Source organism: Pengzhenrongella sicca (assembly GCF_017569225.1).
GTDB classification, from domain to species: Bacteria; Actinomycetota; Actinomycetes; order Actinomycetales; family Cellulomonadaceae; genus Pengzhenrongella; species Pengzhenrongella sicca.
In genome coordinates, this window is record NZ_CP071868.1 from 4,092,641 (window position 1) to 4,118,828 (window position 26,188).

Here is a 26,188-nt window from a genome sequence, read left to right on the forward strand (position 1 = left end):
CTCACCCCCGATCGGCTCACCCCGGAGGACCAGCCATGACCACCGTGACCGTCCCGTCGCCCGCGGACCAGGTGCCGCGCGGCGCCGACGCCCGCACCGTCTGCGTCGTCGTGCCCATGCCGAACGACCCGCCGTGGGAGCTCTTCGACGCCATCGCGCCGGACATCCCGATCATCGTCAGCGACGACAGCGACGGGCACCTCGCGCCGCCGCCGCGCGAGAACGTGTACTACGTCGACTACGCCGCCCAGGAGGCGTACGCGGGCCGGCATTACGCCGCGATGCCGCACAAGAGCGCGGCGAGCCGCAACATCGGCCACTACATCGCCTGGAAGGAGGGGTTCGACGTCATCATCGCGCTGGACTACGACTGCCAGACCCGGCCGGGCTGGCTCGAGACCCACCTCGGCGCGCTCGGCCCGGTCACCGGCGCGCCCGGGGTCCGGCCGGTCGCGGACAACGGGTGGGTCAACCCGATCACCAACGCGTTCGGCAACGGCGACGCCGTCTACGCGCGCGGCCTGCCGTACGAGTGGCGCAGCCCCGAGCTCGCCCGCACCAGCGAGGTGCCCGTGTCGGGCGACGTGCTGCTCAACCTGGGCGTGTGGGACGGCATCCTGGACCTCAACGGCATCGACAAGCTGTACGGCGGCGAGCCTGGCGACCCCGGGGTGCCGCCGGGCCCCGCGCGGATCGCCCTCGGGAACATCCCGGTCTGCGGCATGAACACGAGCTTCGTCCGGGACCTGACGCCCGCGTACTACTTCCTCCCCGACGTGTGGGTCAACGGCTGGCAGCTCAGCCGCCACGACGACATCTGGGGCGGCTACATCACGAAGCGGCTGCTCGACCGCGGCGGCGACCTGCTGGCGTACGGCGGCCCGGTCGTCGGGCACACGAAGCAGACCCGGCTCGAGCGCGTCGTCGTGCTCGAGCAGTGGATGCACCTGATGTCGATGCCGTTCTACGATCTCGTCGACGAGGCGGTGGCCCGGGTCGACGACGGCTCGTACGCCCAGATGTTCGACCACTTCGTCGAGGAGTACACCCGCCTCGTCGGCAAGGCCGCCGTGCCCGCGCACTACCGGGCCGTCTACCGCGAGCTGGGCGACTGGATGGGGCGCTGGGCCCGGGCGTTCCGATGACCGCGCGGCCGGCCAACCCGCCGCTGTGGGACGCGCTGCGCGCCGACGCCGCGGAGCTCGGCGCCGTCAAGGGCTCGACGGCGCGCGGCTGGGCCGCCGCCGCCGACGTGCTCACTCTCCCCGGCTTCTGGGCCGTCCTGCTGTGGCGCGTCGGCAACGCGCTGCACGAGCGCGGGCTGCGTCCGCTGTCCCGGCTCACGTACGTCGCGAACCTCGTCCTGTTCGGCGCGGACCTGCCGGCGGGCGCCGTCGTCGGCGCGGGCCTGGTCCTCCCGCACCCCGTGGGGGTCGCCCTGGCGAGCGACGTCGTGATCGGGGCCCGGTGCCGCATCATGCGGGGGGTCGGGGTCGGCGGGAGCGGGCACGCGGGGCGCGTCGGTCACCCCGTGATCGGCGACGACGTCTGGCTGCTGGACAGGTCGGCGGTGTTCGGGCCGGTCCGGATCGGCGACCGCGCGGTCATCGGCGCGTCCGCGGTCGTCGGGCAGGACATCGAGGCCGGGATGCTCGTGCTCGTGAGCCGGGCGAGCACCGAGCTGCGCATCCGGCCCCGGACCGACCTCGCCCCCGACCTCGCCCCGGACCTCGACGCCAGCGAGCTCGTCGTCCCCGACCTCGACGCCAGCGAGCCGGCGTCGTGATCATCGCCATCGACGCGACGTCGATCGGGTCGGGCCTCGGCGGCGACGAGACGCTCGCGCGCGGGCTGTTGCGCGGGCTCGCGCGGGCCGTCCGCGCCGGGGACCAGGTGCTCGTGCTCGCCGCCCACGGCGCCGAGCTACCGCGCGAGGCGCTCGTCGACCCCGCGTTCGCGGTCGAGCGGGTGACGCGCCGGCCCGGTGCGGTGCACTTCACCCTCACCATGCCGTGGTGGCTGTTCCGGCTCGCTGACCGCGGGCTGCGCCCGGACGTCGTCGTCGCGACCACCCACGCGCCCGTGCGCTCGCCGGCCCCGGTCGCGCTGCTGGTGACCGACCTGTCGTTCCGGCACGTCCCGGACGCCTACCCGGCCGCGACCCGCGCTCGGCTCCGCCTGCTGATCGGGCGGCAGGTCACGACGGCGGCCGCGGTGCTCACGATCAGCGAGTTCTGCCGCCAGGACCTCATCGCCACGTACGGGCTCCCGCCGGCCGCCGTGACCGTCGTGCCGCTGTCCGTCGACGAGCCGAGCCCGGTCGACCCGCCGGTGCGGGCCGACCTGCGCCGGCGCGGGGTCCGCGAGCCCTACCTGCTGTACCTGGGCAACCTGCACCCGCGCAAGAACGTCCCCCGCGCGATCGCCGCGTTCCGCCGGCTGCAGCGCGAGCCCGACGCCGCGCTCGAAAGCCTGCAGCTCGTGGTCGCGGGCCGGGCGTGGTTCGGCTCCAGCGCCGAGGCGAGCGCCGCGGCCGGCGCCCCGGCCGGGGCCGTGCTCTTCCTCGACCGGGTCAGCGACGCCGAGCGCGAGGCGCTCCTGCGCGACGCCGTCGGGCTGGTCTACCTGTCGACGTTCGAGGGCTTCGGCCTGCCGCCGCTCGAGGCGATGGCGCGCGACACGCCGGTCCTCGCCTCGACGGCGACGGCCATCCCCGAGGTGTGCGGCGACGGCGCGCTGCTGGTGGACCCGCGCGACGACGGCGCGATCGTGGCGGGAATGCGGCGGCTCGTGGCCGACGGCGACCTGCGCGAGCGCCTCGTGCGCGCCGGCCGGGCCCGCGTCGCGCACTACGGCCCCGCCGCGACGGGCGCGGCGCTGTACGGGGCCCTGACCGCGGTCGCCGCCCGCGGCGCCACGACCCCCCGCGGCGCCCACAGCCCCCGAACCCGCCTCGCGGGGTGAGGGGGGTGCGCCGGGGTCCCCGCATCGCGCTGGTCACGGTCACGGTCGTCGCCACCGCGGCGATCGTGGCGCTCGGGGTGATCGCCCTGGTGCTGTCCCGGCTCGGCGGGGATCCCGCCGAGGTGCCCGCCGGGTGGGCGGCGCCGGCCGCGCTGCCGGTCTCGGCGCCGCTGCCCGCCGACCGGCTCGCCTTCGACTCCGACCGGACCGGCACCTTCGAGATCTTCGCCGTCGGCACGGACGGCTCGTCGCCCGTCCAGCTCACCGAGGACGACGCCTACGACTCCTGGTCGCCGCGCCTGTCCCCGGACCGGCGCACGATCCTGGTCCACCGGGCGCCGGCGGGCAAGCACGACCTGGACCCGGCCGCCGTGAGCATCTGGGCGATCGCGGCCGACGGCACCGGGCTCGTCGAGCTGCGCCCCGCGGGCCTCGACGGCTGGGTGTTCCAGGGCCACGCCGAGTGGTCGCCCGACGGCGGCTCGCTCGTGCTGTTCGGGGGCAGCCGCCTCAGCCCGCAGATCCACGTGACCGACGCCCTCGGGCAGCATCCCCGCGCGGTCACGGATCGTGGCGGCACGAACCTCGACCCGTCCTTCGCGCCGGACGGCGCCGAGATCGTGTTCGTCGGCTGCCCGAGCGCGATCTGCACCGAGCGGGACTACGAGATCTTCCGCATCCCGACCGAAGGCGGCGAGGCGATCCGGGTGACGACCGACGACCTGCGCGACCACGACCCGTACTGGTCGCCGGACGGCGCCCGGCTGGCGTGGCTCACGGCCTTCGGCGGCCCCGGCGTGGGCGTGTGGGACGTCCGGATCGCGGCCGCCGACGGCGCCGACCCGGTCCGGCTGTTCGGCGACGCGGGCGTGACAAGCCGGCCGGCGTTTTCGGCGGACTCCCGCACCGTCTTCGTGCACCGGATCCCCCCGGGGGGCACCACGTTCGGGGTGTTTCGGATCGGCGTCGACGGCGCGGGGCCGGTCGAGGTGACGTCGGGCCAGCCGGGCAGCAACGAATACCCGTCCCCCTAGGAACCGCCGCTCCCTCTCTCCCCTCTCCCCTCTCTCCCATCTCCCATCCCCCATCCCCCATCCCCCATTAGGGTCGTGGAGTGGGGGATCGGCGGGGTGAGTTGCAGGACGTCGAGCTCGTCGAGGTCGACGCGGCGGAGCTGGGCGCGCCTGCGCCAGCCCGCGGTGCCGACGGCGTGCCGCCCGTCCCCCGACGGGCCCGTGACCCGCGCCGGCGCCGGCGGGCGCTCGCGGCCGTCGGCCTCGTGGTGGCCGCCGTGGTGGCCAGCTCGGCCGTGACGACCGCGCGGGAGAACGCGCGCCTCGCGCGGCTCGCGGACCTCCCGGGGTTCCTCACCCCGATCAACGGCCCGATGACGGTGCGGTGGCGGGCGGACGGCTCGACCTTCGGCGGCATGTCAGCGTTCGACGGCACGTTGCTCGGCGCGAGCTTCGGCGAGGGCGGAGCCGCCGAGGTCGTCGCGCTCGACCCGCGCACCGGCGCCGAGCGGTGGCGCACCGAGATCCGGGCCGCCGGCGTCGACGACTCGTGGCCCGGCTGCTCCTTTCCGTCCGAGCCCGGCGACCTCGGCGACCTCGGCGACCTTCCCGGGAGCGCCCTGCCCGCGATCGTCTGCGTCGTCGTCGACGAGTCGGTCCCGACCGGCACCATCGAGAACGGGCAGAGCCTCGTCCCGGTGCGTGCCCACCTGACCGTCCTCGACCCGACGACCGGCGCCGTGCTGGACGAGCGGCCGACGTACGCGACCGCCGGCGTCGCCCCGCTCGGCACCGACATCGTGCTGACCCACATCGACGATGCCGGGCACCTCCAGGCCGAGCGCTTGGACCCGCTCGGCGGCCAGCCCCGGTGGACCTTTCGCACCCCGGACCCCGTCAGCATGGACGACTTCGGGTACCCGCAGGGCTGGACCACGACGGCGGAGGGCCTCGTGGTCGTCCGCGCGCCCGCCGAGATCGATCCCGCCGTCGGCACCTGGCGCGAGCTGGCGTGGGTGCTCTCGCCCGACGGCGAGGTCCTGCGCTCCCCAGAGCCCACGGCCGCCCCGCAGGCCGACTGGACCGAGGCGCTCGCTGGCGGCGCCCTGATCGGCGAGCACCTGAGCACCACCACGGGCGCCGTCGCGACGCGGATCGTCGAGGTCACGACCGGCCGGACCTTCACCATCGACGGCTACCCCGTGGCGGCCGGCCCCGACGACGGCTCGCTGCCCGGCCTGCTCCTGGCCATGACCGAGAACGACCGGTCCCTGCGCGCCTACGACCTCGCGACGGGGGAGCCTGCCTGGACCAGCTCCCGGTCGGGCGGGAACGACCTCACGCGATCGGGCTCCACCAGCACTCCCGTGGCCCTGGACGGGCGGCTCATCCAGATCGAGTCGAAGGCGCTGACCGCGATCGACGGGCGTACCGGCGAGACGGTCTGGTCCACGCCGCTGGAGCGCCCGCCGGACAGCTACGGCGGCAACGCCGCGACCGGCCAGCTCGCCACCGACGGCCGGCTGATCCTGCTGAGCGAACCCGACCCGGACGGGGGCGCGGCGCTCGTCGCGTACGCCGTCGCCGACGGTCGGCGGCTGTGGGCGGCTGACCTGCCCGGGGACCTGTACCTCCTGCCGATCGGCGGCGCGTTGTACGGCTGGTCCGGTTCCGGGGTCGTCGCGCTGGGGTAGCAGCCCGGCGGGCGGGCGCGTTAAGGTCGGCTGTCCCCGGTCCACCGGGGCCACCCGGGGCGGACCGCCGAGTCCTGTCACCGCCGCGGGTCAGCGCGTCTTTCGCTGGCAGGAGCGGGGGAACCAGGTAGTCCGGGCACCGGTGACGGTGCCCTTGGGGTGAAGCCGATCGTGACGATCGGCCGGGCGAACTCCCGCCCGAATCCGACAGCTCACCCCGCAGGCGACCGGAGAGGTCCCCCATGCCCGAGAGCTCGTCGCCCGCCCGCCATCGCTCGGCCGCCCGGCCGACCACCTCCCTGACCGACCTGACCGCGGGCGCCACCGGCGCCATCGCCCTGGTGGGCCGCCGTTCGGCCGTCGCGCTCGCCTCGTCCGGGCTCGTGCTCTCGGCGTTTGCCGCGCCGGCCGCCGCCGCCCCGCTCGCCACGAGCCCGCACGCGAGCTCCGCGGGCCTGCCCGGCGTGGACACGACCGGCGTCACGGCCTCCGCGCGCGCGCTGCTGGAGACCTCGGCGACCGTGTCGGTCCCGGCCGACACCGCGTGGTCGCTCGACGTGCCCGCGCTCACGGCCGTCGTCGACCCGCCGCCGGAGCCCGAGCCCGAGCGGGTCGTCACGACCGCCGCGTCCGACGACGCCGCCTCCGACGCGGAGTCCGCGAGCGACGCCGACGCCGCCGTGCCCGCCGGCGCCGTCGGGAGCGCCGTCATCGAGATCGCGTCCCGGTACGTCGGGGTCCCGTACCTGTGGGGCGGCGGCACCCCCGGCGGCTTCGACTGCTCCGGGTTCACCTCGTACGTGTACGCCCAGCTCGGCATCACCCTGCCGCACTCCTCGGCGTCCCAGCGCAACGTCGGCACGGTCGTCTCGGAGGCCGACGCCCAGGCGGGCGACCTCATCGTCACCCCCGGCCACGTCGCGCTGTACGCGGGCGACGGCATGCTCATCGACGCGACCCCCGGCGACTCGATCAAGTTCCACGAGGTGTACCAGTCCAACCCGGTCTACATCCGCGTCGGCTGACGCTCGCCCGGCGCCACGTCCGGGTGACGGCGCGCTGATCCGAACGGGGGAACCCGCGCCCATCTGCGCGGGTGACGGTCCCGCCCCCAGGCACGGGCCGGGGCCGCGCCTCAACTCGGCGGCCGGGCCGACGATGGGTCCGGTATGGACAGCTGGCTCCGGTCTCCGGCGCTGCCGACCGGCCCGCGCCGGTGCGTGCGCGTCGGCCTCTGGCTGCTCGCCGCCTTGGTTGCGGCGGGGCTCGCCGTCTGCGCCCCGCCCCTGCGCGGCCGCCTCGACGGCTCGCTGGTCGGACCGGGACTCCAGTCGGCGGTCGCCGTCGTCGGCGCCGCGCTGATCTTCGTGCGGGTGCGCTGGGTCCCGCACGCGCGCCTGGCGTGGTCCCTGATCGGGACGGCGCTGCTGCTGAACGTCGCGGCCGGGCTGTACGACGCGACTGTCGTGCAGGCGCAGTCCCCGGCTCCGTCGCCGTCGTGGGCCGACGTCGGCTGGCTCGCGTTCTACCCGCTCGCCTTCGGGTGCGTCGCGCTGCTGCTGAAGGCGAAGGTCGTCCGCTGGCACGCCTCGATCTGGCTGGACGGTCTGGTCGCCGCCTGCGGGCTGGGCGCCCTGGCCGTCGCGTTCGTGTTCACCCGGCTGCTCACCCCTGGTCTGGGCACGACCGCCCAGGTCGCGACGGCGCTCGCCTACCCCGCCGCCGACCTGCTGCTGGCGATCCTGCTGGTCGGGTCGCTGGGCGTGATGGGCTGGCGGGCCGGCCCGACCTGGTGGCTGCTGATCGCCGCGCTGAGCTGGACGATCCTCGGCGACACCCTCTACCTCGCGCAGTCGGCCGCCGGCACGTACCAACCCGGCGGCTGGCTCGAGACCACCTGGCTCATCGGTTCGGCGCTCGGCGCCGTCGCGGCCTGGGGGGACGACACCGAGCGCCCGCCCCGAGAGCTCGGCGACTGGGCCCTGATCGCGGTCCCGATGCTGTTCGCCACCACGTCCGTCGGGCTGCTGGTCATCGAGCGCCCCGACGGTCGCGGCACGAGCGACGCCGTCGTCGTCCTCGCCGGTGCGGCGATCCTCCTGGCGCTCACGCGCACCACCCTCACGCTGCGCGAGCTGCGCAGCCTCGCGCAGGCCCGGCGCGAGGCCCGCACGGACGAGCTGACCGAGCTGCCCAACCGGCGCGCGCTGCTCGAGCTGCTGACGGCGAGCATCGACGCCGGGGCGGGCGGGGCGCGCCACGCGCTGCTGCTCATCGACCTCGACCGGTTCAAGGAGATCAACGACAGCCTCGGCCACCTCGTGGGCGACCAGCTGCTGCGCCTGGTCGGGCCGCGCCTGGCGAGCGTCCTGCCCGCGGGCGCCGTGCTCGCCCGCCTGGGCGGCGACGAGTTCGGCGTCGTGCTGCCGGGCGCCGGCAAGGCGGCCGCGAGCCGGGTCGCGCACGCGATGGGGACCGCGCTCGGCGGACCCTTCGCCCTCGACGGCATGCCGATGCACATCGCGGCGAGCGTCGGCATCGCGCTGTGCCCGGCGCACGGCACGACCTCGACCGTGCTGCTCCAGTGCGCCGACCTCGCGATGTACAAGGCCAAGCGCGCCGGCTCGGGCTTCACCATCTACGAGGCGGGCGACGCCAGCGGGGCCCTCGAACGCCAGCGCATGGTCGAGGACCTGCGGGTCGGGCTGAGCACCGGGCAGCTCGTCGTGCACTTCCAGCCCAAGCTCGAGCTCGCGACCGGCCGGATCGCGGGCGCGGAGGCCCTCGTGCGCTGGCAGCACCCCACCCGCGGGCTGGTCTACCCCGACAGCTTCCTGCCGCATGCCGAGCAGGCCGGCCTGATGCGGGTGATCGCGCACCAGGTGCTCGAGCAGTCCCTCGCGGCGGCGGCGACCTGGCGCGCGCGCGGGTACGACATGCACGTCGCGGTCAACCTCTCGGCCTCCGACCTGCACGACGCGGCGCTGCCCGACGAGGTCGCGGCCGCCCTGCGCCGGTTCGCGCTGCCGCCGGACGCCCTGGTCATCGAGATCACCGAGCACGTCCTGATGGTCGACGCCGCTCTCACCGGGCAGGTGCTCGCGGCGCTGCGCGCCCTCGGGGTCCTGCTCGCCGTCGACGACTACGGCACGGGATACAGCTCGCTCGCGTACCTGCACGACCTGCCCGTCGACGAGCTCAAGCTCGACCGGCGGTTCGTCACGCCGCTGCGCGCCGATGCGCGAGCCGCCGCGATCGTGCGCAGCACCGTGGCGCTGAGCCACGCGCTCGGCATGGCGATGCTCGCTGAGGGCGTCGAGGACCAGTTCGTCCTGGACGCCCTCACGGCCTGGGGCTGCGACCTCGCGCAGGGGTACCACATCGCCCCCCCGATGAGCTCGGCCGACCTGGACCTGTGGTTGGCCCGCCGCGCCCAGCCCGCCGCCGCGGCCGCGATCGCCGCCGCGGCAGGCGGCCCGCCGCCGGGCGTGTGATAGGCCTGACCCAATGACGACGACGTCCACGTCCGGCCGCGCGAGCCAGCCGCACCCGGGGAACCAGCCGCCCGAGCGGCGCGTCCGCTCCGCCGCCGGGGTCGAGGCGCAGTTCACGGCCGCCGCGCAGCTGCGCCGGCTCGACGCCGGCGGGCGCAGCATCCTGATGTACCCGGCGGACGACGTCGAGTCCGGCCCCGCGAACCTGTACCTGCGCGCGCACGGCCGCGACGGGATCGAGGCGGCGGCGCTGCTCGGGCCCGCGAGCGCCGGGGTCGTGACGTGGACGGCGGCGGGGCCCGACGTCGTCGGCCGCTGGCGCGACCTGACCTACCGCGTGCGGTTCCGGCTGGCGGAGCGGGCCGCGGCCTGGTTCTGGCACGTCGAAGTCACCAACGACGGCGCGGCCGCGGTCACGGTCGACGTCGTGCACACCCAGGACGTCGCGCTCACCCCGTACGCGGCGCTGCGCACGAACGAGTACTACGCCGCGCAGTACCTCGACCTCAGCCCCGTCGCGGTCGGCGGAGGAACCGCGCTGGCCGTCCGGCAGAACATGCCCGGCGTGAGCGCGCCGTGGGTCGTGCTCGGCTCGCTGCGCGGCGCGGTCGGGTGGGGCACCGACGCACTGCAGCTGACCGGCCGCGACCTGCCGGGCGGCGGCGGCGTCCCGCTCGGCCTGCTCGCCGAGCGGCTGCCGAGCCGCCGGCTCCAGCACGAGCACACGCTCGCGATGCTCCAGGACCGCCCGCTCGAGCTCGCGCCGGGCGAGTCCCGGTCGACGGGCTTCTTCGGGCACTACCGCGCCGACCATCCCGCCGCCACGGCCCCGGCCGACGCCGCCGCCGTCGACGCCGTGCTCGCCCTCGCCGAGGCCCGCCCGCCGGAGCGCGGCGCGGCCGGCCCCGGCGGCGCTCCCGTCGTCGGGTCGCTGTTCGCCACCGCGCCGACCCTCGCGCCGCTCCCGCTCGACGCCACGACCCTGACGGCGCTCGCCGGCCCGGGCCGCCACCACGTCGAGACTGCGGACGCCGAGCTGCTCGCGTACTTCACCGCCGATGGGACCCACGTCGTCACGGCCGCCAAGGAGCGGCGCGTGCTGCGCCCGCACGGGCACATCCTGCGCACGGGCACGGCCCTCGTGCCGGACGAGTCCAGCCTGACCTCGACCGCCTGGCTCGCGGGCGTGTTCGCGTCGCAGCTCACGCAGGGGCACGCGAGCCGCGACCCCGTGCTGTCGGTCCGGCGCGGGTACCTGGGGCTGCGCCGCGCGTACGGGCTGCGCATCTTCGCGGACCTGGGCGCCGGGTGGACGCTGCTCGACGTCCCGAGCGCCTGGGCGCAGGCGCCGGACGCGTGCCGCTGGTGGTACCGCCACGCGGGCGGCCTGCTCGAGGTCGAGACGGTCGTGGCTGCGGAATCCCACGCGGTGCGCGTCCGGCTGCGCGTCGTGGCCGGCCCCCCGGCCCGCGTGCTCGTGGCCGCGCACGTCGCGTTCGGCGGCGACGACGGCGCCGACCCCGTACCCCCGGTGCTCGCCGTCGACGGCGCGGGGGTCACGGTCGGCGTGCCGGTCGGGGCCGAGCTCGCCGCGCGCTCGCCGGGCGCCTCGTTCCGCCTCGCGTGGGGCGACCGGGGCGACTCGGGCGACTCGGGCGACGACGATGGCGACGGGGCGGCGGTCGCCGTCGGCCGCGACGAGGCCCTGTTCGCGGACGGCGCGTCGCGCGACCTGCCGTGGCTGACCCTGACGACCGGGCCGCGGCTGCGGCTCGACCTCACGCTGACGCTCGACCTCGCACGGTCGCCGGACCTAGCGACGGCCGTCGCGGCGACGCCGCCGCCCGCGCCCTGGCCGGAGTTCTGGGCCGGTCTCGGCGCATCGATCCGGCTGCGCGCGCCCGCGGGCAGCCCGCTCGCGACCGAGGTCGCGCAGCTCGACGCGGTGCTGCCGTCGTTCGCCCACGACGCCGTCATCCACTACCTCGCCCCACGCGGCCTCGAGCAGTTCACGGGCGGCGCCTGGGGCACGCGCGACGCATGCCAGGGCCCGGTCGGGCTGCTGGTCGCGCTCGGGCAGCCGGCGCCGCTGCGCGACCTCGTCCTGCGGATCCTGCGCGCGCAGCACGCGCGCGGCGACTGGCCCCAGTGGTTCGAGTTCTGGGACCGGGCGACCCCGACGACCTCCCCCGGGGCGCACGGCGACGTCGTGTACTGGCCGCTGCTCGCCGTCGGCGAGTACCTCGCCATGACCGGCGACGCGAGCCTGCTCGCCGAGGCCGTTCCCTTCGTGGGCGACGACGGGCGCACCGCCGCCGAGCCGGTGCTCGAGCACTTGCGGCGCGCCCTCGCGCACATCCGGGCGACCACCGTGCCCGGCAGCCCGCTGCCCGCGTACGGGCACGGCGACTGGAACGACTCGCTCCAGCCCGTCGATACCCAGCTCGCGGCCCGGCTCTGCTCAACCTGGACCGTCACGCTCCAGGTGCACGCGCTGCGGACGCTCGCGGGCGCGCTGCGCGGGCTCGCCGGCGCGCACGCGCCCGCCGAGGCGGCCGGCCGCGCCTGGGCGGCGGGCCGTGACTGGGCGGCGGACGCCGAGGCGATCGCCGACCGCAGCGCCGCGGCGCTCGACACCACGCTCGTGCGCGACGGGCTGCTGTGCGGGTACGGGCTCTTCGGCGCCGACGGCACGGTCGAGCACCTGGTCCATCCGAGTGACACCCGCACGGGGCTGCACCACAGCCTGCTGCCGACGATCCACGCGATCTCCGGCGACCTGCTCAGCCCCGAGTCGGCGCGCACCCACCTCGCGGCGCTCGAGGCGAACCTGCTCGGCCCCGACGGCGCGCGCCTGTTCGACCGGCCCGCGCGATACCAGGGCGGGCCCCTGGAGGTGTTCCAGCGCGCCGAGGCCGCGACGTTCTTCGGCCGCGAGATCGGGGTCATGTACACGCACGCGCACCTGCGCTACGCCGAGGCGCTGGCCCGGCACGGGGATGCGGACGCGCTGCTGCCCGCGCTGCTGCTGGCCGACCCGATCGGGCTCACCGAGCGTGTCCCCGCCGCCGCGCCGCGGCAGTCCACCGCCTACTTCTCCTCGTCCGACGCCGTGTTCGCGGACCGGTACGACGCGGCCGAGCACTACGACCGGATCGGCCGGGGCGAGGTCGCGCTCGAGGGCGGCTGGCGCGTCTACTCCTCCGGCCCCGGCCTGTTCCTGCGGCTCGTGGTCGAGTCCTTGCTGGGGGTCCGCCGGCGCGGCGCGCTGCTCGAGCTCGACCCGGTGCTGACCGGGTCGCTCGACGGCCTCACGGCCACCGTCCCGCTGGACGGCCGGGCGCTGCAGCTGACCTACGCCGTCGGGCCCCGCGGCTGCGGGCCGACCGCGGTCTTCCTGGACGGCATCGAGCTCCAGACGACGGCGCTCGCCAACCCGTACCGCGCGGCCGGGGTCGCCGTGGAGCTGGAGCCCGTCCTTGCCGCGCTGCGCGCGGGCCGCGGCGCGCTGCGGGTCGAGGTCGGCTGACCGGCGTCGAGGTCGGCTGACCGGTGCGACTCGCGCCGTCAGTCGTCGACGGCCGACCGGCTCGCCCACAGGCGCCAGCAGCGCGCGCCGAGCGCGAAGGCCAGCCCGACGGAGCCCACGAACGCCAGCACCCCGAGCCAGGTGACCTGGGACTCGACGCTGAGGCTCGCGGATGTGCCCGTCACGGTCATCGGCGCGCCGAGGTAGGTGAGCTCGACGACCCCGCCGCCGCCGGCGAGCAGCGTGTCCGCCGCTCCGGCCGCGTAGCTGAAGAAGCACAGGGCCAGCAGCAGCCCGAACAGGCCGGCGACGACCGCGCCGTCCCAGTACCGCGGGCGGGGCCGGCCCAGCTCGCCGTAGTAGCCGGCCGCGAGCCGCGCCGGGGTGCCGAGGTCCGCGAGGGCCCGGGCCATGCCGACGTCGGCCGCCGCGGCGTCGATCCCCGCGCGCAGGTCCGCCCCGATCTGGCGATACTCCCGCGCCGGGTAGTCCTGCATCGCGAGGGAGAACCGCGTGAGGTACCAGCTGCGCCGCGCCCGGTCGGCGGGGCGCGGGCGCGTGGTCGAGGACGTGGTCATGCGAGCTCCTCCGGGTGGGACGGGGTGGGACTGGCTGCTCCGAACGAGGCCGGGACCGCCCGCCCGAGCGTCGCCGCGACCGTCGCGGTGAGCGCCCGCCATGCGGCGACGGTCTGCGCGAGCTCGGCGGCGCCGAGCTCGGTGGGCAGGTAGTACTTGCGGGCGGGTCCGGCCGACGACGCGACCAGCCGCGACGCGACGTGGCCGTCCCGCTCGAGCCGGGCGAGCACGGGGTAGACGGTGCCCGCGGCGATGTCGGCCAGCCCGTCGGCCTCCAGCCGCGTCACGAGCTCGTAGCCGTACGACTCCCGCTCCGTCAGCAGCGCGATCACGAGCATGGGCAGCACGCCCTTGAGCAGCTGGGGGTCCCGCGCGGGTGCTCGCATGGCGGTAGGTTATACCCACTAGTCGGTATCGCCTAGTAGTGCAGCCCCGTCGCCCCGGCGGGCGTACCGTCGCAACCGTGAACCCCGCTGGCGGCGCCGCGCCCGTCGAACCCCTCGCCCCCGCCGAACCTCTCGACCCGGCGGCGCCCCGCGCACCCTGGGTCACCGTCCTGACCGGGGCCGGGATCTCGACGGGCTCGGGGATCCCCGACTTCCGCGGGCCGGACGGCGTCTGGACCCGCGACCCCCTCGCCTCGCGCCTGCTCGAGCACCACTACTACGTCGCCGACGGCGCGATCCGCCGGCGCACCTGGCAGATGTGGCGCGAGAGCCCCGTCTGGCAGGCCGCGCCGACGCCGGCCCACCGCAGCCTCGTGCAGCTCGAGCGCGCCGGCGCCCTGCGCGCCGTCTGCACGCAGAACTTCGACGGCCTGCACCAGCTGGCCGGGTCGAGCCCCGCGCTCGTGCTCGAGCTGCACGGCAGCCTGCCGCAGTCGCGCTGCCTGGACTGCGGGGCGGCCGAGCCCACCGCGCAGATCCTCGCGCGGCTCGACACCGACCCCGACCCGCACTGCGCGATCTGCGACGGCCCGCTCGCGACCGACGTCGTCATGTTCGGCGAGGCGCTGCCCGGCGCCGCCCTCGACGCCGCCGTGAGCGCGGCGCGCACGTGCGAGGTGTTCCTCGTCGTGGGCTCGACCCTGACGGTCGAGCCGGTCGCGAGCCTGACCGCGATGGCCGCGAACGCCGGGGCGCGCGTCGTCATCGTCAACGCCGAGCCGACGCCGTACGACGAGCTCGCCGAGCGCGTCGACCGGCGGCCGATCCAGGACGCGCTGCCCGAGATCGTCGGCGAGCTCGTGGCCGAGCACGCGGGCTAACATCGCGGCATGGGCGCCTCGCGTCGCGTGAGCGGTCCGGGTCGCACGATGCAGGACGTCGTCCTGATCGATGCCGACGCGGCCGGCGACTCGGCGCGCGCCGCCGGGGACGCAGCGGACGCGCCGGGCCGGGCGGCGCTGCGGCCGGCCCGGCGCTGGTGGCGCCTGACCGCCGTCCTCACGCTCGTCGTCGTCGTCATCGCCTCGCTCGTGGTCGATCGCCGCGAGGCCGCCCGGCTCGCCGCGCTCGAGGAGGTCGACGGCGTGCTCGCGCCCGTCAACGGCCCGCTGGAGCCCCGCTGGCGCGCCGCGGACCTGCGCTGGCTCGCCCCGGCGGAGGTCGACGGTCGGATCGTCGGGCTCGAGAGCCGGCAGGACGGCAGCGCCGACGTCGTCGCGCTCGACCCCGCGACGGGCGAGCCGCGCTGGCGCACCCCCGCCCGCGAGCCCGGGCCGATCCGGGGCCGGGTCCGCTGCGCGCTCCCGGCCGGGCCCGCGGTCGTGGCGTGCGTCGTCGTCGACGAGGTCGTGATCACCGCCGAGAGCACGACCGGGTACTCGTTCGCACCGACGCGGGCCCGGCTGCTCGTCGCCGATGCGAGGACCGGCGAGGTCGTGTCCGACAGCCCGATCGCCCCGAGCACGTCGATCGCGGCCCTGCGCGAGGACCTCGTGCTCGCGCGCGTCGACGCCGCCGGCCGGCTGCGGGTCGAGCGCACCGACACCCGCGGCCAGGACCGGCGCTGGGGCTACACGAGCCCCGAGCCGCTCCCCGTCGACGACTTCCGCCAGCGCTCCGTCTCGGTCGAGGTCGTGGGCGACCTCGTGTTCATCGGCCGGGGCGCGGCGTCGTGGGTGCTCGCGCCGGACGGCGAGCTGCTCGACGCGTGGGAGCCGGCCCCCGACATCGAGCTGGGCCGGCGCGTCGAGGCGCTGCCGGGGGCGCTGCTCGCGCAGCCGGCGCTGACGGCCGACGACGTCTCGCGCACCCGGGTGCTCGACGTCCTGACGGGCCATTCGTTCACGGCGGTCGGCACGCCGATCGCCCCGTCGCTGACCGACGAGTCGCTCGCGCAGCTGGTGTTCCTGCAGTCGGCGGACCGTCGCGAGCTCCTGGCCTACGACCGGACGTCGGGCCAGCGCCGGTGGGCGGCGGCAGGCCTCGCGGACGAGCTGCTCACGATCGACGGCCGCGTGCTCCGCGCCGGCGACGGCCAGCTCCAGGCGATCGAGGGCCGCACCGGGAAGCTGCTGTGGACGACGCCGGTCGACCGGGTCACGGAGGGCCCGCCGGTCACCGACGGTCGGGTCGTCGTGCTCACGCACCACGCCTTCGACGTCGGCGTCGTGCTCGCCGCCTACTCGCTCAGCGACGGCCGCCCGCAGTGGCGGGTCGAGGTCGACGAGAACCTCGACCTCGTCGCGGTCGCGGGCCGGCTCTACGGCTGGAGCGTCCCGGGACTCCTCGCGCTCAGGTGAGACGCGCTGGGCGCGCGAGGTCGACTCGCGCCCGCGCGGGTCAGCGGGTCAGCGGGCGGCCTTGACGACGCTGTACCGCGCGAGCGTGCGGGCCCGCGCCTCGTCGTGGCGCACCACGGGCAGCGGGTAGTCCCGCCCGAGCTCGACGTCCGCGAGCGCGAGGTCGAGCGGGGCCGCGTCCCAGGGCGCGTGGATCGCGCGGTCGGGCAGCGCCGCGAGCTGCGGCAGGTACCGGCGGATGAACCGGCCGCCCGGGTCGAACTTCTCGCTCTGGCTCACGGGGTTGAAGATCCGGAAGTAGGGCTGCGCGTCGCAGCCGGTCGAGGCCGCCCACTGCCAGCCCCCGTTGTTGGCCGCGAGGTCGAAGTCGTTGAGCTGGCGCGCGAAGTAGGCCTCGCCCCAGCGCCAGTCGATGCCGAGGTCCTTGGTCAGGAAGCTGGCCACGACCATCCGCAGCCGGTTGTGCATGTACCCGGTCTGGTTGATCTGCGCCATCGCCGCGTCGACCAGGGGGTAGCCCGTGCGCCCCTCGCACCAGGCCGCGAACAGCTCCCGCGCGACGGGGCCGGACTCCCACGCGACGGCGTCGTACTCCGGCTTGAAGCTCGCGCCGACCACCCGCGGGTGGTGGTGCAGGACCTGGTGGTAGAAGTCGCGCCAGATGAGCTCCGACAGCCAGACCTGCGCGCCGCGCGCGCCAGCCGGGCCGGGAGCCAGGGTGCGCTCCCAGGAGACCCGCGCGAGCTCGCGGATCGAGACCGTGCCGAAGCGCAGGTGCACCGACAGGTAGCTCGGACCCTTGACGGCCGGGAAGTTGCGGGCGTCCTCGTAGTCGTCGATGCGGTCGAGGAAGTCGGCGAGCAGGTGCTGGCCGCCGCTGCTTCCGGTCGCGATGCCGAGCTCGCCGAGGTTTGTCCGCTCGAAGCCCAGCGACTCGAGCGGCGGGACGCCCGCGGCGAACGCGGCGGGCAGGCGGTCCGGGAGCGGGGCGAGGACGCCCGCGTGCGGCCGGACCGCGTGGGCCCGCAGGTCGGCCGGCGCGAGCTTCTTGAGCCAGGCGTTCTTGTAGGGCGTGAAGACGCTGTACGGCGTGCGGGTCGCCGTGAGCACCTCGCTGCGCTCGAACACCACGTGATCCTTGGACGTGAGCAGTCGCGTCCCGCCGAGCGCCGCGGCGACCGCGGCGTCGCGCGCGAGCGCCGCGGGGTCGTCGTCGTGATTGGCGAAGACCGCCTCGACCCCGAGCGCCGCCGCCAGCTCCGGGATCGCCGCGACCGGCCGCCCGTGCCCGACGATCAGCCGGACCCCGGCGCGGCCGTGCTCCGCCGCGAGCGCCGCGAGGTCGCGGTCGAGCTCGGCGACGCTCTCGTGGATGAACTCGACGCGGCGGTCGGCCGCCGGCAGGTCGTCGAGGATGTCCCGGTCGAACAGGAAGACGCACCAGACCTCGCGCGCGGCGACGAGCGCGCGGTGCAGCGCGGCGTTGTCGTCCACGCGCAGGTCCCGGCGCAACCACACGAGAGCCCGTCCGGCGCCGGAGCCTGCCGAAGTCGCCGCGTCCGCAGGAGTCGTCACGTCCGCAGGTGTCGTCACCCGACCAGTCTCTCCCAGCCGCCGGAACTCGGCCCGATCGACCGATGGCGAGCTCGCCAGAATCGGTCGAATACGTCATTTCGGATAAGCGAACTCGACCGAGATTGTCGCATTCGCCGGCTGCTCTTTCGCAGGTCAGAAATGGTCTTCGCGAGAGAAAAGCGGGTGCAGCGGCAGCAAATGTCGGATCTGGCCGGGCGTCGCGAAGATTGTGTGCCTAGGGTGGGTGTGATTCCTATCACACCCACGAGTCACACCCACGAGCCCGGTCGGGCACCAGGGAGAGTCATGAGCCAGCAGGCAGCGAGCAGCGCGGCATGCGCGCGCTCCAGCTTGTCTGCCTGGACCCGCCGCACGATCCTCGCCGCGGGCGGCGCGGTCGTGCTCGGCGCCGCGGCCCTCGCGCTCGCGGCTCACGCCTCCGCGTCGGTCGACCTCCCGAACCTTCCCGAGCTGCCGGCGCCGCCGGCCGCGGTCGTGCCCGTCGCCCCGCCCGCCACCGCGGCGGTCGCCGTGCCCGCCACCGACGCAGCCTCAGCCGCGACCGACGTCGTCGCGGTCCCGGTGGTCGCGGTCCCGGTCCCGGTGGTCGCGCACGTTGTCGCCGCGGCCGATGCCGTCACAGCCGTCGTCGCAGCTCCGGTCGTCACCGCTGTCACCCTCGCCGCTGTCGACGCGGTCGCCGTCGTACCGGTGAGCCCGGAGCTCGCGGGCCTCGCCACCGCGCTCACGGCAACCTCGGTGCCGCTCGCCGCGTCGCCGTCGCCGTCGCCGTACCAGTCGCGGTACGGGTCGCCGTACGAGCTCGCCTTCGCGCCCGTGCCGTCAGTCGTCGACCGCGCCACGCCGGTCGCGCGCACCGCACCGACCGCCGACGGGATCGTCGAGAAGCCCGCCGGAACGACACCCCGGCCCTCCGGCCCGGGCGCGCCGGCTGCTGCCAGCGCCGCAGCCTCCGCCACCGGCGCGCGCGGTTCGAGCGCGACCGACGTGGGCGTCTGCGCTGCCGCACGCGCCCCCCTCGCCCCTTCTCCCGAGACCCCGACGGGTTCCGACGACCGCGACCTGCGCAGTCGAGCCCGCGAGATCCCCCTCACCCCTGCCTGAGCGGACCCTGCCGACGGCGACGTCGGCACCGGTCCACGCGCCCGTCTGGGCGCACCCTCACTCATTGGCAGGAGAACGACCATGAACGTATTCCTCAAACGAGCGCTGCGCACGGCGCTGCTCGCCGGCGGGCTGCTCGTCGCCGGAACCGGCGCGGCACAGGCCGCGGACGAGCTCGTCGTCGTCGAGTCCGACCTCGGCGCACCCGTGACCGCGACCGTCGACGCGACCGGCACCCCGCCGGTGGCGGCGGTCGTGACGATCGATGGGGGCACCGATACCGCCACCGGGCCAGAAGCCGACGCGACGGTCGACATCCAGCTCCCGCCGACCGCCGCAGCCGCGGAACCCGTGGCGGCCGTGGTCGACGTCCAGGTCGCGGCAGCCGATGTGGCCGCCGAGCCTGTGACCGCGGTCGTCGCGGTGAACGCGGCCGCGACCACCGACGCGGCCGCGGACATCTCGCTCGCGACCACCCCGGTCCCGACAGACGCGGGCACGACGGCAACCGTCACCATCGGGACGGCAACCGGCACGACGACGCCGGAGCAGTCGGCTGACCTGTTCGTGCAGGTCGGCGCCGCACCGACCGTCGTGACCCCCTCAGCCGAGCCGGCTGCGGCGATGGCCTCCGCGCGACTCCTGAACGGCGCACCGACCGGCACGAGCACCACGGTGACCGTCAACAGCTCGACCCCGAGCGCCGTCGTTGACCTCGGCCTCGGCGAGACCCGCACCGGCGGACTTCTCGACGGCGGCACCACCGTCGTCGCGCTCGTCGAGCCGGCGACCACGCCGGAGTCCCGTCAGCAGGCCGGGACCTCGACGGTCTCGACCGGAGTGAGCCCGTCGTCGGCGGGCGCTCGGGCACGGACTGGATCGGTCGCCACGCTCGCTCCTGCGGCGACGTCCAGCACCGCGACGGCGACCCGCGCCGCGGCGTCCGCGACGACGGGCACGAGGTCCATGGCCTCGGCCGCCTCGTCCCTCGCGTCCTCCGGGCTGAACGCCGCGCTGCTCGCCGGGCTGGGGCTGCTGCTCCTGACCGCGGGCACGGCGCTGCGCACGGCTCGACGTCGTGACCCGCACACGGTCGGCGCGCTCGCCTAGACCGCCGCAGGCGCTACCCGCCCCGATCCCGTTCGGCCCACGGCCGTGCGGGGTCGGGGCATCGGCGGGTCACGCGGTGGCCGGCGGACTACTAGCCCGAACGGGCGAACCTCGTCGCGCCCGCGGGTGCTCGCGCGGATTCACCGCCCGCGTCGGCCGGGTATGACCCAGGGTGGCGATGTGTCCCGCGCCGGGGCACCGGGCGACACCGCAGCGTCGCGGGGTCGCCCGTCAACCGCGCGGCCGGGTGACCGCAGTCGCGCTCGCGTGAGCGCTCGGTAGGGTCGGCCCATGGCCGCGCAGCGACGCGTCAGGCGAGACCCGCCCCTGGTCGAGGTCGTCCTCGAGGGCGACGACGACGCCGTCGGCGCGCCGGCTCCCAGCGACCCCTCCCACCCCACCGACCACGCCGGCACCGGCCGGCCCGCGCCGCGGCGCTGGTGGCTGATCGCGGCCGGCGTCGCCCTCGCGCTCGCCGCCGCGGCCGTGGCGCTCGACCGCCGCGAGGCCGCCGAGCAGGCGGAGCTCGCCGCTGTCCCGGGCATCCTCACGCCGCTGGCCGGGCCGGTCGTCGAGCGGTGGCGCACCGACGTCGCGCTCCGGCCGGGCCTGGTCGAGGTCGCCGGTCGCCTCGTGGGCGTCGAGAGCCGGGCGGACGGGAGCGTCGCCGTCGTCGCCCTCGACCCCGGGACCGGGCGGGAGCTCTGGCGCGCGCCCGCCCGGGCGCCCGGCGCCGTCGACGTCCAGACCCGCTGCGCGCTGCCTTCCCCCGGCACGGCGCTGGTCGCGTGCGTCGTCGTCGACGAGGTCGCCGTGGCCGAGGTGGCCGGCGCCGGGCGGCTGACCTATCCCCCGCGCACGCGCGTAGTCGTGGTCGACGCCGCGACGGAAGAGATCGTGCACGACGGGCCGGTCGAGCCCCGCACGTCGGTCGCGACGCTCGGCGCCGACCTCGTCCTGGGTGACGTCGGCGCCGACGGCCGCGTGCGGGTCCGGCGCACGGACGCGCGCGCCGGCGCCGAGCGGTGGACGTTCACGAGCCCCGAGCCGCTGCCGCTGAACGCCTTCCGCCGCCGCGACGCCACGGTGACGGTCGCGGGCGGGCTCGTCGTCGTCGACGGCGGGTCGATCTGGGTCCTGTCGGCCGCGGGCGACGTGCTGCGCGCCTGGGCCGCGCCCGCGGGCTCGCCGACCCGGGGCCGGGTCGAGGTGCTGCGCGCCGGCCGGCTGCTGTACGAGCAGGCGGCCGCCGACGACGGCACCCACGCCGAGATCGTGGACCTGGCGACCGGGCGCGCGTTCGCCGTCGACGGGTCGCCGGTCGTGGCCGTGCCCGACGACGGCTCGCTCGCCGAGGTCGTGCTCGTGCAGTCCCCGGACGGCGAGCTGATCGCCTACGAGCTCGCTTCCGGCCGGCGGCGCTGGGCGATCTCGAGCGCGGGCGGCGGCGGCACGGTGATCCGGGCGGGACGGGTCGTCCGCGGCGAGGGCGACGAGCTGCAGTCGATCGACGGCCGCACGGGCGAGCTCGTCTGGGCCGTCCCGGCCGGGCAGGCCGCCTTCAGTCCGCTCGCCAGCGACGGGCACGCCGTCCTGGTCACCGGCCCGGCCGCCGGCCGGGGGCTGGTCCTGACCGCGTTCGGGCTCGACGACGGCCGGCGCCTGTGGGCGGCCGACGTGCCGGACGGCCTGTACGCGCTGGTCGGGCTCGGTGGGCGCCTGTATGGCCGCGGCGGCCAGCTGGTCGCGTTCGGCCCGAGCGCCGGAGGGTGAGCGCGGGAGGGTGAGCGCGGCACCCCCGCGAGGGCAATACGGTGATCCCTGGCACCGCCGCGAGAAGGAGACCCGTGAACACCACACCGATCGACGCCACCACCACCTCCGCCTGGACAGCCCTGGGCGCGCACCGCACCACGCTCGAGCCCGACCTGCGCGCCTGGTTCGCCGCCGACGCGGGCCGTGCGAGCCGGCTGACGCACGTCGTCGGCGACCTGCACGTGGACCTGTCGAAGAACCTGATCACCGACGAGACGCTCGAGCTGCTGGTCCGGCTCGCGGACGAGGTCGGGCTCGCCGAGCGCCTCGGGGCGATGTTCGCGGGCGAGCACATCAACGTGACCGAGGACCGCGCGGTGCTGCACACGGCGCTGCGCCGCCCGCCGTCGGCCTCGCCCGCCCTCGTCGTCGACGGCCAGGACGTCGATGTCGACGTGCAGGCCGTGCTCGCCAAGGTCGCCGCGTTCGCGACGAAGGTCCGCAGCGGGCAGTGGACCGGCGTGACCGGCGAGCGCGTCGCGACCGTCGTCAACATCGGAATCGGCGGCTCCGACCTCGGCCCCGTCATGGCCTACGAGGCGCTCAAGCCGTACGTCCAGGCCGGCCTCGAGGTGCGGTTCGTCTCCAACATCGACCCGACCGACGTCGCGGAGACGCTCGCCGGGCTCGACCCCGCGACCACGCTGTTCATCGTCGCCTCGAAGACGTTCGGCACGCTCGAGACCCTGACCAACGCGCGCCTGGCTCGCGCGTGGCTGTGGGACGAGCTGCTGGCCGCGGGCGCGATCGCGGACACCGACGCCGCGCGCACCGAGGCCGTCGCCCGGCACTTCGTCGCCGTCTCGACCGCGCTCGACAAGGTCGCGGCCTTCGGCATCGACCCGGCGAACGCGTTCGGGTTCTGGGACTGGGTCGGGGGCCGGTACTCGTTGCCGTCCGCCATCGGCACGTCGCTCGCCATCGCGATCGGCCCGGACGCGTTCCGCGAGCTCCTGGGCGGGTTCCACACCGTCGACGAGCACTTCCGGACCGCGCCGTTCACGCAGAACGTGCCCGTGCTCATGGGCCTGCTCAACGTCTGGAACGTCAACTTCCTGGGCGCGCACACGCACGCCGTGCTCCCGTACGCCCAGCACCTGCACCGGTTCGCGGCGTACCTGCAGCAGCTCACGATGGAATCCAACGGCAAGTCCGTGCGCTGGGACGGCACGCCCGTGACGACCCAGACGGGCGAGATCTTCTGGGGCGAGCCGGGCACGAACGGCCAGCACGCGTTCTACCAGCTGATCCACCAGGGCACCCGGCTGATCCCGGCCGACTTCATCGCCGTCGCGACGCCGTCGCACCCGCTGCGCGACGCGGGCTCCCCCGGCGGCGAGGCCGACGTGCACGAGCTGTTCCTGGCGAACTTCTTCGCCCAGACCAAGGCGCTCGCGTTCGGCAAGACGGCGGACGAGGTGCGCGCCGACGGCGTCGCCGAGCCGGTCGTGCCAGCGCGTGTGTTCGCGGGGAACCGGCCGACGACGTCGATCATGGCGCCCGCCCTGACCCCCGCCGTGCTCGGCCAGCTCATCGCGCTGTACGAGCACATCACCTTCGTGCAGGGCGTGGTGTGGGGCATCGACAGCTTCGACCAGTGGGGCGTCGAGCTCGGCAAGAAGCTGGCCGTCGAGATCGCTCCGGCTGTCGCCGGCGACGCCGCGACGCTGGCCGCGCAGGACCCCTCGACCCGGGGGCTGATCGAGTACTACCTGGCGCACCGGGCCTGACCGCAGCGGGGCTCAGGCGTCGGTCTCAGGCGGCCGGGCCGGCGATCAGGGTGACCGTTGCGGTCTGGGTCGCCCCGGTCGCCGCGACCGTCCACGTGAGGCTCACCTGGTCGCCGGGCTCGTAGCCGCCGAGCAGCGCGGCGAGGGTGTCGCCCGAGTCGACCGCGACGCCGTCGACGGCGGTGATCGCGTCACCCGCGACGAGCCCGGCGCCCGCCGCCGGGGTGTCCTCGTACACCCCGGCGAGCACGGCGCCGCCGGTCGTCGACGTCGCGGCCTGCAGGCCGACGCCCAGGAACGCCGGGTACCCGATCGTCACGGTGTCGGTCTCGACCCCCGAGGTGATCTGCGCCGCGACCTCGAGCGCGGTGTCGATCTCGATCGCGAACCCGGTGATGTCGCTCGAGCCCGACGACGCCGCCGTCGTCATCCCCACGACCTCGCCGTCGGCGTCGAGCACCGCGCCGCCCGAGTCGCCCGAGACGACGTCGGCGTCGAGCTGGATGAGGCCCATGAGGTCCTGGCCCTGGGTCGACGCCTCGCTCTGGGTCGTGATCGCCTGGTCGAGCGCGGTGATCGTGCCCGCCGCGGCGAGCAGGTCGCCGCCGCCCTCGGCGTTGCCGATCGCGGTGATCGCCTCGCCCACGGTCGCGCCGTCGGCGTCGAGGGGAGCCGTCGCCAGGCCGCTCGCGCCGTCGAGCTGGAGCACCGCGACGTCGGCGGTCGCGTCCGTGCCGACGACCGTCGCGGCGTAGACCTCGCCGGTGGACTCGACGGTCACCTGGATCTCGGTCGATCCCTCGATGACGTGGTTGTTCGTGAGGATCTCGCCGTCCGCGGTGAGCACGATGCCCGTCCCGGCGGCCTCCGCGCCGTCGTACCCGAGCACGGTCGTGATGGTCACGATGCCGACCTGCTGCGCCGCCGACGCCGCCGTCGCGTCCGTCGTGCTCGTCCCGCCGAGCGTCGTCGGGCGCGAAGGCAGGGTGTCGGTGTCGGAGCCCGGGTACGGGGAGGTGCCCGAGCCGGGGCCGAAGCCCTCGCTCGGCGCGGGCTCCGCCGTGCGGGCCGCGGCCGAGTCCTGGTCGGTGCTCGCGGCCGCGGAGGTGCTCGCGGCCGCGGAGGTGCTCGCGGCGTCCCCCCATCCGCCCGCCCACGCGACGCCGCCGGCGAACAGCCCGACCGCGAGCGCGAGCCCGGCCGCCCCGGCGGCGAACACCCGCCGACGCCGTGCGGGCCGATCGGTCCCGGCGGTACGGGCTGTCGCGGCGGTGGGGGCTGTCGCCGTGGCGGACGCCGGGTCGGTGGGCAGGCCCAGCGCGTGGCCGTTGACCTCAGGGACCGGGATCCGGTCGTCGTTGTCGTCCATGAGAATCCTCCAGCTGACCCGGCCCCGCGGTGGTGCCGGTAGGACGAGTCAACGGCGCCAGTCCGGGAGTCGGCTGTGAGGGGGCTGGGCAGAGCGCACGGATTCGCGCGCCGCGCGAGACCCGGCCGCGTGGTGCCGGATCGGGTCGAGCCGCGCGCGGGTGACCCGGCCGCGCGCGCCGACGCCTACGCTCGTCCCGTGACCACAGCCGGTGCCCCCGCGACCACCCGGGTCGACCGCTGGGTCTGGGTGGTCCGGCTGACCCGAACCCGCGCGCAGGCGGCGGCCGCCTGCCGCGCCGGTCACATCCGCGTCAACGGCGACCGGGCCAAGCCCGCGACCGCCGTCCACGTCGGCGACGAGGTGCGGGTCCGCGGCGACGGGCCCGAGCGGATCGTCGAGGTCGCCCGTGTCATCGAGAAGCGGGTCGGCGCGGTCGCCGCCGCCGAGTGCTTCGTCGACCACACCCCGCCGCCGCCCCCGCGCGAGCACGTCGCGCTCGCCGCCCAGCGTGAGCGGGGCGCCGGCCGGCCCACCAAGCGCGAACGCCGCGACATCGACAAGCTCCGCGGCCGAGACCCCCACCCCGAACCCCGCGACTAACCGCGTTCCCGCGCACGGCCCGGGGGGCGGCGTCAGAACGTGGGGAACGCCGCCGCCATCGCCTGCTGGGCCTCGTCGACGATCGCCTTCATCGCCCGGCCCGCCCCCGCCGCGTCCCCCGACGCGACCGCCTCCGCGATGTCGGCGTGCAGCCGGATCGCCGCGGGCTCGGGGTGCGCCGGCATGAGGTCGTGATGCGTCCGGCCCGCCAGGACCTCCCCGACGACGCCCGCGAGCGCCGCGAACATGTCGTTCCCCGAGGCGGCGAGCAGCGTGCGGTGGAACGCCATGTCGTACTGCAGATACTCCTCGAGCGCGCCGCGGCGGCCGGTCACGGACATCCCGATCACGGCCGCGGTCAGCGCGCCGCACTGCTCGGGGCTCGCGTTCGCGGCGGCGAGCGACGCGGCGATCGGCTCGACGCCGTGCCGCAGCTCGCTCAGCGTGCGCAGCTGCAGCGCGCGATCGGGCCCGGCGAGCCGCCAGCGGATCAGGCGCGGGTCGAACACGTTCCACTGCGCCCGGGGCCGGACCGTGACGCCGATCCGGCGGCGCGTCGAGACGAGCTGCAGCGACTCGAGCACCTTGACGACGTCGCGGGCGACCGTTCGCGAGACGCCGTGCCCGGCGGCGATCTCGTCGATGGTCAGCACCGCGCCCTCGGCCGGCTCGCCGGCCACGATCGCGGGCCCGAGCTGCGCCAGCACACGCTCGTGTAGGCCGCTCTGCGACTCGTCGACCTGGGTTCTCACCCGGCTATCTTGCCCCACAGCGGCCCGGTTCACCCGGTTACATCACATCAAAAGAAGCTTCAACTTGCTTTCATCACATGATTGGCTCATG

The 26,188-nt window shown here is 75.8% G+C and carries 20 protein-coding genes and 1 riboswitch; of the genes, 15 read left to right on the plus strand and 5 right to left on the minus strand.

Features of this window, described 5'->3' with window-relative positions; all coding sequences use genetic code 11:
• Positions 1 to 35 precede the first annotated feature (35 nt).
• The 8 genes from J4E96_RS18775 (at position 36) to J4E96_RS18810 (ending at position 12,694) form a co-directional block, all read left to right on the plus strand.
• A complete protein-coding gene (locus J4E96_RS18775; RefSeq protein ID WP_227423545.1) occupies positions 36 to 1,145 on the plus strand; it encodes a hypothetical protein in 1,110 nt (369 codons plus the stop codon).
• The gene (locus tag J4E96_RS18780) at positions 1,142 to 1,786 is read left to right on the plus strand and encodes a serine O-acetyltransferase (RefSeq protein ID WP_227423546.1); all 645 of its coding nucleotides are present in this window, start codon (positions 1,142 to 1,144) and stop codon (positions 1,784 to 1,786) included. The genes J4E96_RS18775 and J4E96_RS18780 overlap by 4 nt, the downstream gene beginning before the upstream one ends.
• Positions 1,783 to 2,964, plus strand: coding sequence for a glycosyltransferase family 4 protein (locus J4E96_RS18785; protein WP_227423547.1), 1,182 nt, complete (start codon positions 1,783 to 1,785; stop codon positions 2,962 to 2,964). The genes J4E96_RS18780 and J4E96_RS18785 overlap by 4 nt, the downstream gene beginning before the upstream one ends.
• A gap of 5 nt (positions 2,965 to 2,969) precedes the next feature.
• Complete coding sequence (locus J4E96_RS18790; RefSeq protein ID WP_227423548.1) at positions 2,970 to 3,998, plus strand: TolB family protein; 1,029 nt, start codon at positions 2,970 to 2,972, stop codon at positions 3,996 to 3,998.
• Between the two features lie 80 nt (positions 3,999 to 4,078).
• A complete protein-coding gene (locus J4E96_RS18795; protein WP_227423549.1) occupies positions 4,079 to 5,671 on the plus strand; it encodes an outer membrane protein assembly factor BamB family protein in 1,593 nt (530 codons plus the stop codon).
• Positions 5,672 to 5,764: 93 nt separating this feature from the next.
• A riboswitch (cyclic di-AMP (ydaO/yuaA leader) is annotated at positions 5,765 to 5,911 on the plus strand.
• A gap of 2 nt (positions 5,912 to 5,913) precedes the next feature.
• A complete protein-coding gene (locus J4E96_RS18800) occupies positions 5,914 to 6,696 on the plus strand; it encodes a C40 family peptidase (RefSeq protein WP_227423550.1) in 783 nt (260 codons plus the stop codon).
• Between the two features lie 144 nt (positions 6,697 to 6,840).
• Positions 6,841 to 9,165: a putative bifunctional diguanylate cyclase/phosphodiesterase gene (locus J4E96_RS18805; RefSeq protein WP_227423551.1), complete on the plus strand. Its 2,325-nt coding sequence runs from the start codon at positions 6,841 to 6,843 to the stop codon at positions 9,163 to 9,165.
• A 13-nt stretch (positions 9,166 to 9,178) separates the two neighbouring features.
• On the plus strand, positions 9,179 to 12,694 hold the full coding sequence (locus tag J4E96_RS18810; RefSeq protein WP_227423552.1) for a GH36-type glycosyl hydrolase domain-containing protein: 3,516 nt from the start codon (positions 9,179 to 9,181) through the stop codon (positions 12,692 to 12,694).
• Between the two features lie 38 nt (positions 12,695 to 12,732).
• Here J4E96_RS18810 and J4E96_RS18815 read toward each other — a convergent pair whose 3' ends face one another.
• Both J4E96_RS18815 and J4E96_RS18820 read right to left on the minus strand, forming a co-directional pair.
• Positions 12,733 to 13,272 (minus strand): hypothetical protein, encoded by a 540-nt coding sequence (locus J4E96_RS18815; protein WP_227423553.1) that lies wholly within the window; start codon positions 13,270 to 13,272, stop codon positions 12,733 to 12,735.
• Positions 13,269 to 13,658 carry a PadR family transcriptional regulator gene (locus tag J4E96_RS18820; RefSeq protein WP_227423554.1) on the minus strand — a complete coding sequence of 130 codons (390 nt, stop codon included), beginning with the start codon at positions 13,656 to 13,658 and terminating at the stop codon, positions 13,269 to 13,271. Before J4E96_RS18820 ends, J4E96_RS18815 begins: the two co-directional genes overlap by 4 nt.
• Before the next feature lie 77 nt (positions 13,659 to 13,735).
• On the opposite strand from J4E96_RS18820, the gene J4E96_RS18825 reads away from it, so the two are divergent.
• Together J4E96_RS18825 and J4E96_RS18830 are read left to right on the plus strand one after the other, a co-directional pair.
• Entirely contained in the window at positions 13,736 to 14,539 is an 804-nt protein-coding gene (locus J4E96_RS18825; RefSeq protein ID WP_227423555.1) for an SIR2 family NAD-dependent protein deacylase, read from the plus strand.
• 9 nt (positions 14,540 to 14,548) lie between these two features.
• Positions 14,549 to 16,018, plus strand: a complete 1,470-nt coding sequence (locus tag J4E96_RS18830) for an outer membrane protein assembly factor BamB family protein (RefSeq protein ID WP_227423556.1) — start codon at positions 14,549 to 14,551, stop codon at positions 16,016 to 16,018.
• A gap of 48 nt (positions 16,019 to 16,066) precedes the next feature.
• Here J4E96_RS18830 and J4E96_RS18835 read toward each other — a convergent pair whose 3' ends face one another.
• Entirely contained in the window at positions 16,067 to 17,611 is a 1,545-nt protein-coding gene (locus tag J4E96_RS18835; protein WP_227423557.1) for a cryptochrome/photolyase family protein, read from the minus strand.
• A 288-nt stretch (positions 17,612 to 17,899) separates the two neighbouring features.
• Between J4E96_RS18835 and J4E96_RS18840 the strand changes: the two genes are divergently transcribed.
• The 4 genes from J4E96_RS18840 (at position 17,900) to pgi (ending at position 23,373) form a co-directional block, all read left to right on the plus strand.
• Positions 17,900 to 18,718: a hypothetical protein gene (locus J4E96_RS18840; RefSeq protein ID WP_227423558.1), complete on the plus strand. Its 819-nt coding sequence runs from the start codon at positions 17,900 to 17,902 to the stop codon at positions 18,716 to 18,718.
• Positions 18,719 to 18,799: 81 nt separating this feature from the next.
• Positions 18,800 to 19,828 carry a hypothetical protein gene (locus tag J4E96_RS18845; protein WP_227423559.1) on the plus strand — a complete coding sequence of 343 codons (1,029 nt, stop codon included), beginning with the start codon at positions 18,800 to 18,802 and terminating at the stop codon, positions 19,826 to 19,828.
• A 291-nt stretch (positions 19,829 to 20,119) separates the two neighbouring features.
• Positions 20,120 to 21,601, plus strand: coding sequence for an outer membrane protein assembly factor BamB family protein (locus J4E96_RS18850; protein WP_227423560.1), 1,482 nt, complete (start codon positions 20,120 to 20,122; stop codon positions 21,599 to 21,601).
• A 74-nt stretch (positions 21,602 to 21,675) separates the two neighbouring features.
• Positions 21,676 to 23,373: a glucose-6-phosphate isomerase gene (gene pgi / locus J4E96_RS18855; protein WP_227423561.1), complete on the plus strand. Its 1,698-nt coding sequence runs from the start codon at positions 21,676 to 21,678 to the stop codon at positions 23,371 to 23,373.
• Between the two features lie 25 nt (positions 23,374 to 23,398).
• Here pgi and J4E96_RS18860 read toward each other — a convergent pair whose 3' ends face one another.
• The gene (locus J4E96_RS18860; protein WP_227423562.1) at positions 23,399 to 24,742 is read right to left on the minus strand and encodes a S1C family serine protease; all 1,344 of its coding nucleotides are present in this window, start codon (positions 24,740 to 24,742) and stop codon (positions 23,399 to 23,401) included.
• Positions 24,743 to 24,940: 198 nt separating this feature from the next.
• Between J4E96_RS18860 and J4E96_RS18865 the strand changes: the two genes are divergently transcribed.
• A complete protein-coding gene (locus tag J4E96_RS18865) occupies positions 24,941 to 25,345 on the plus strand; it encodes an RNA-binding S4 domain-containing protein (protein ID WP_227423563.1) in 405 nt (134 codons plus the stop codon).
• Positions 25,346 to 25,377: 32 nt separating this feature from the next.
• On the opposite strand, the gene J4E96_RS18870 is transcribed toward J4E96_RS18865, so the two are convergent.
• Positions 25,378 to 26,097: a FadR/GntR family transcriptional regulator gene (locus tag J4E96_RS18870; protein ID WP_227423564.1), complete on the minus strand. Its 720-nt coding sequence runs from the start codon at positions 26,095 to 26,097 to the stop codon at positions 25,378 to 25,380.
• Positions 26,098 to 26,188 lie beyond the last annotated feature (91 nt).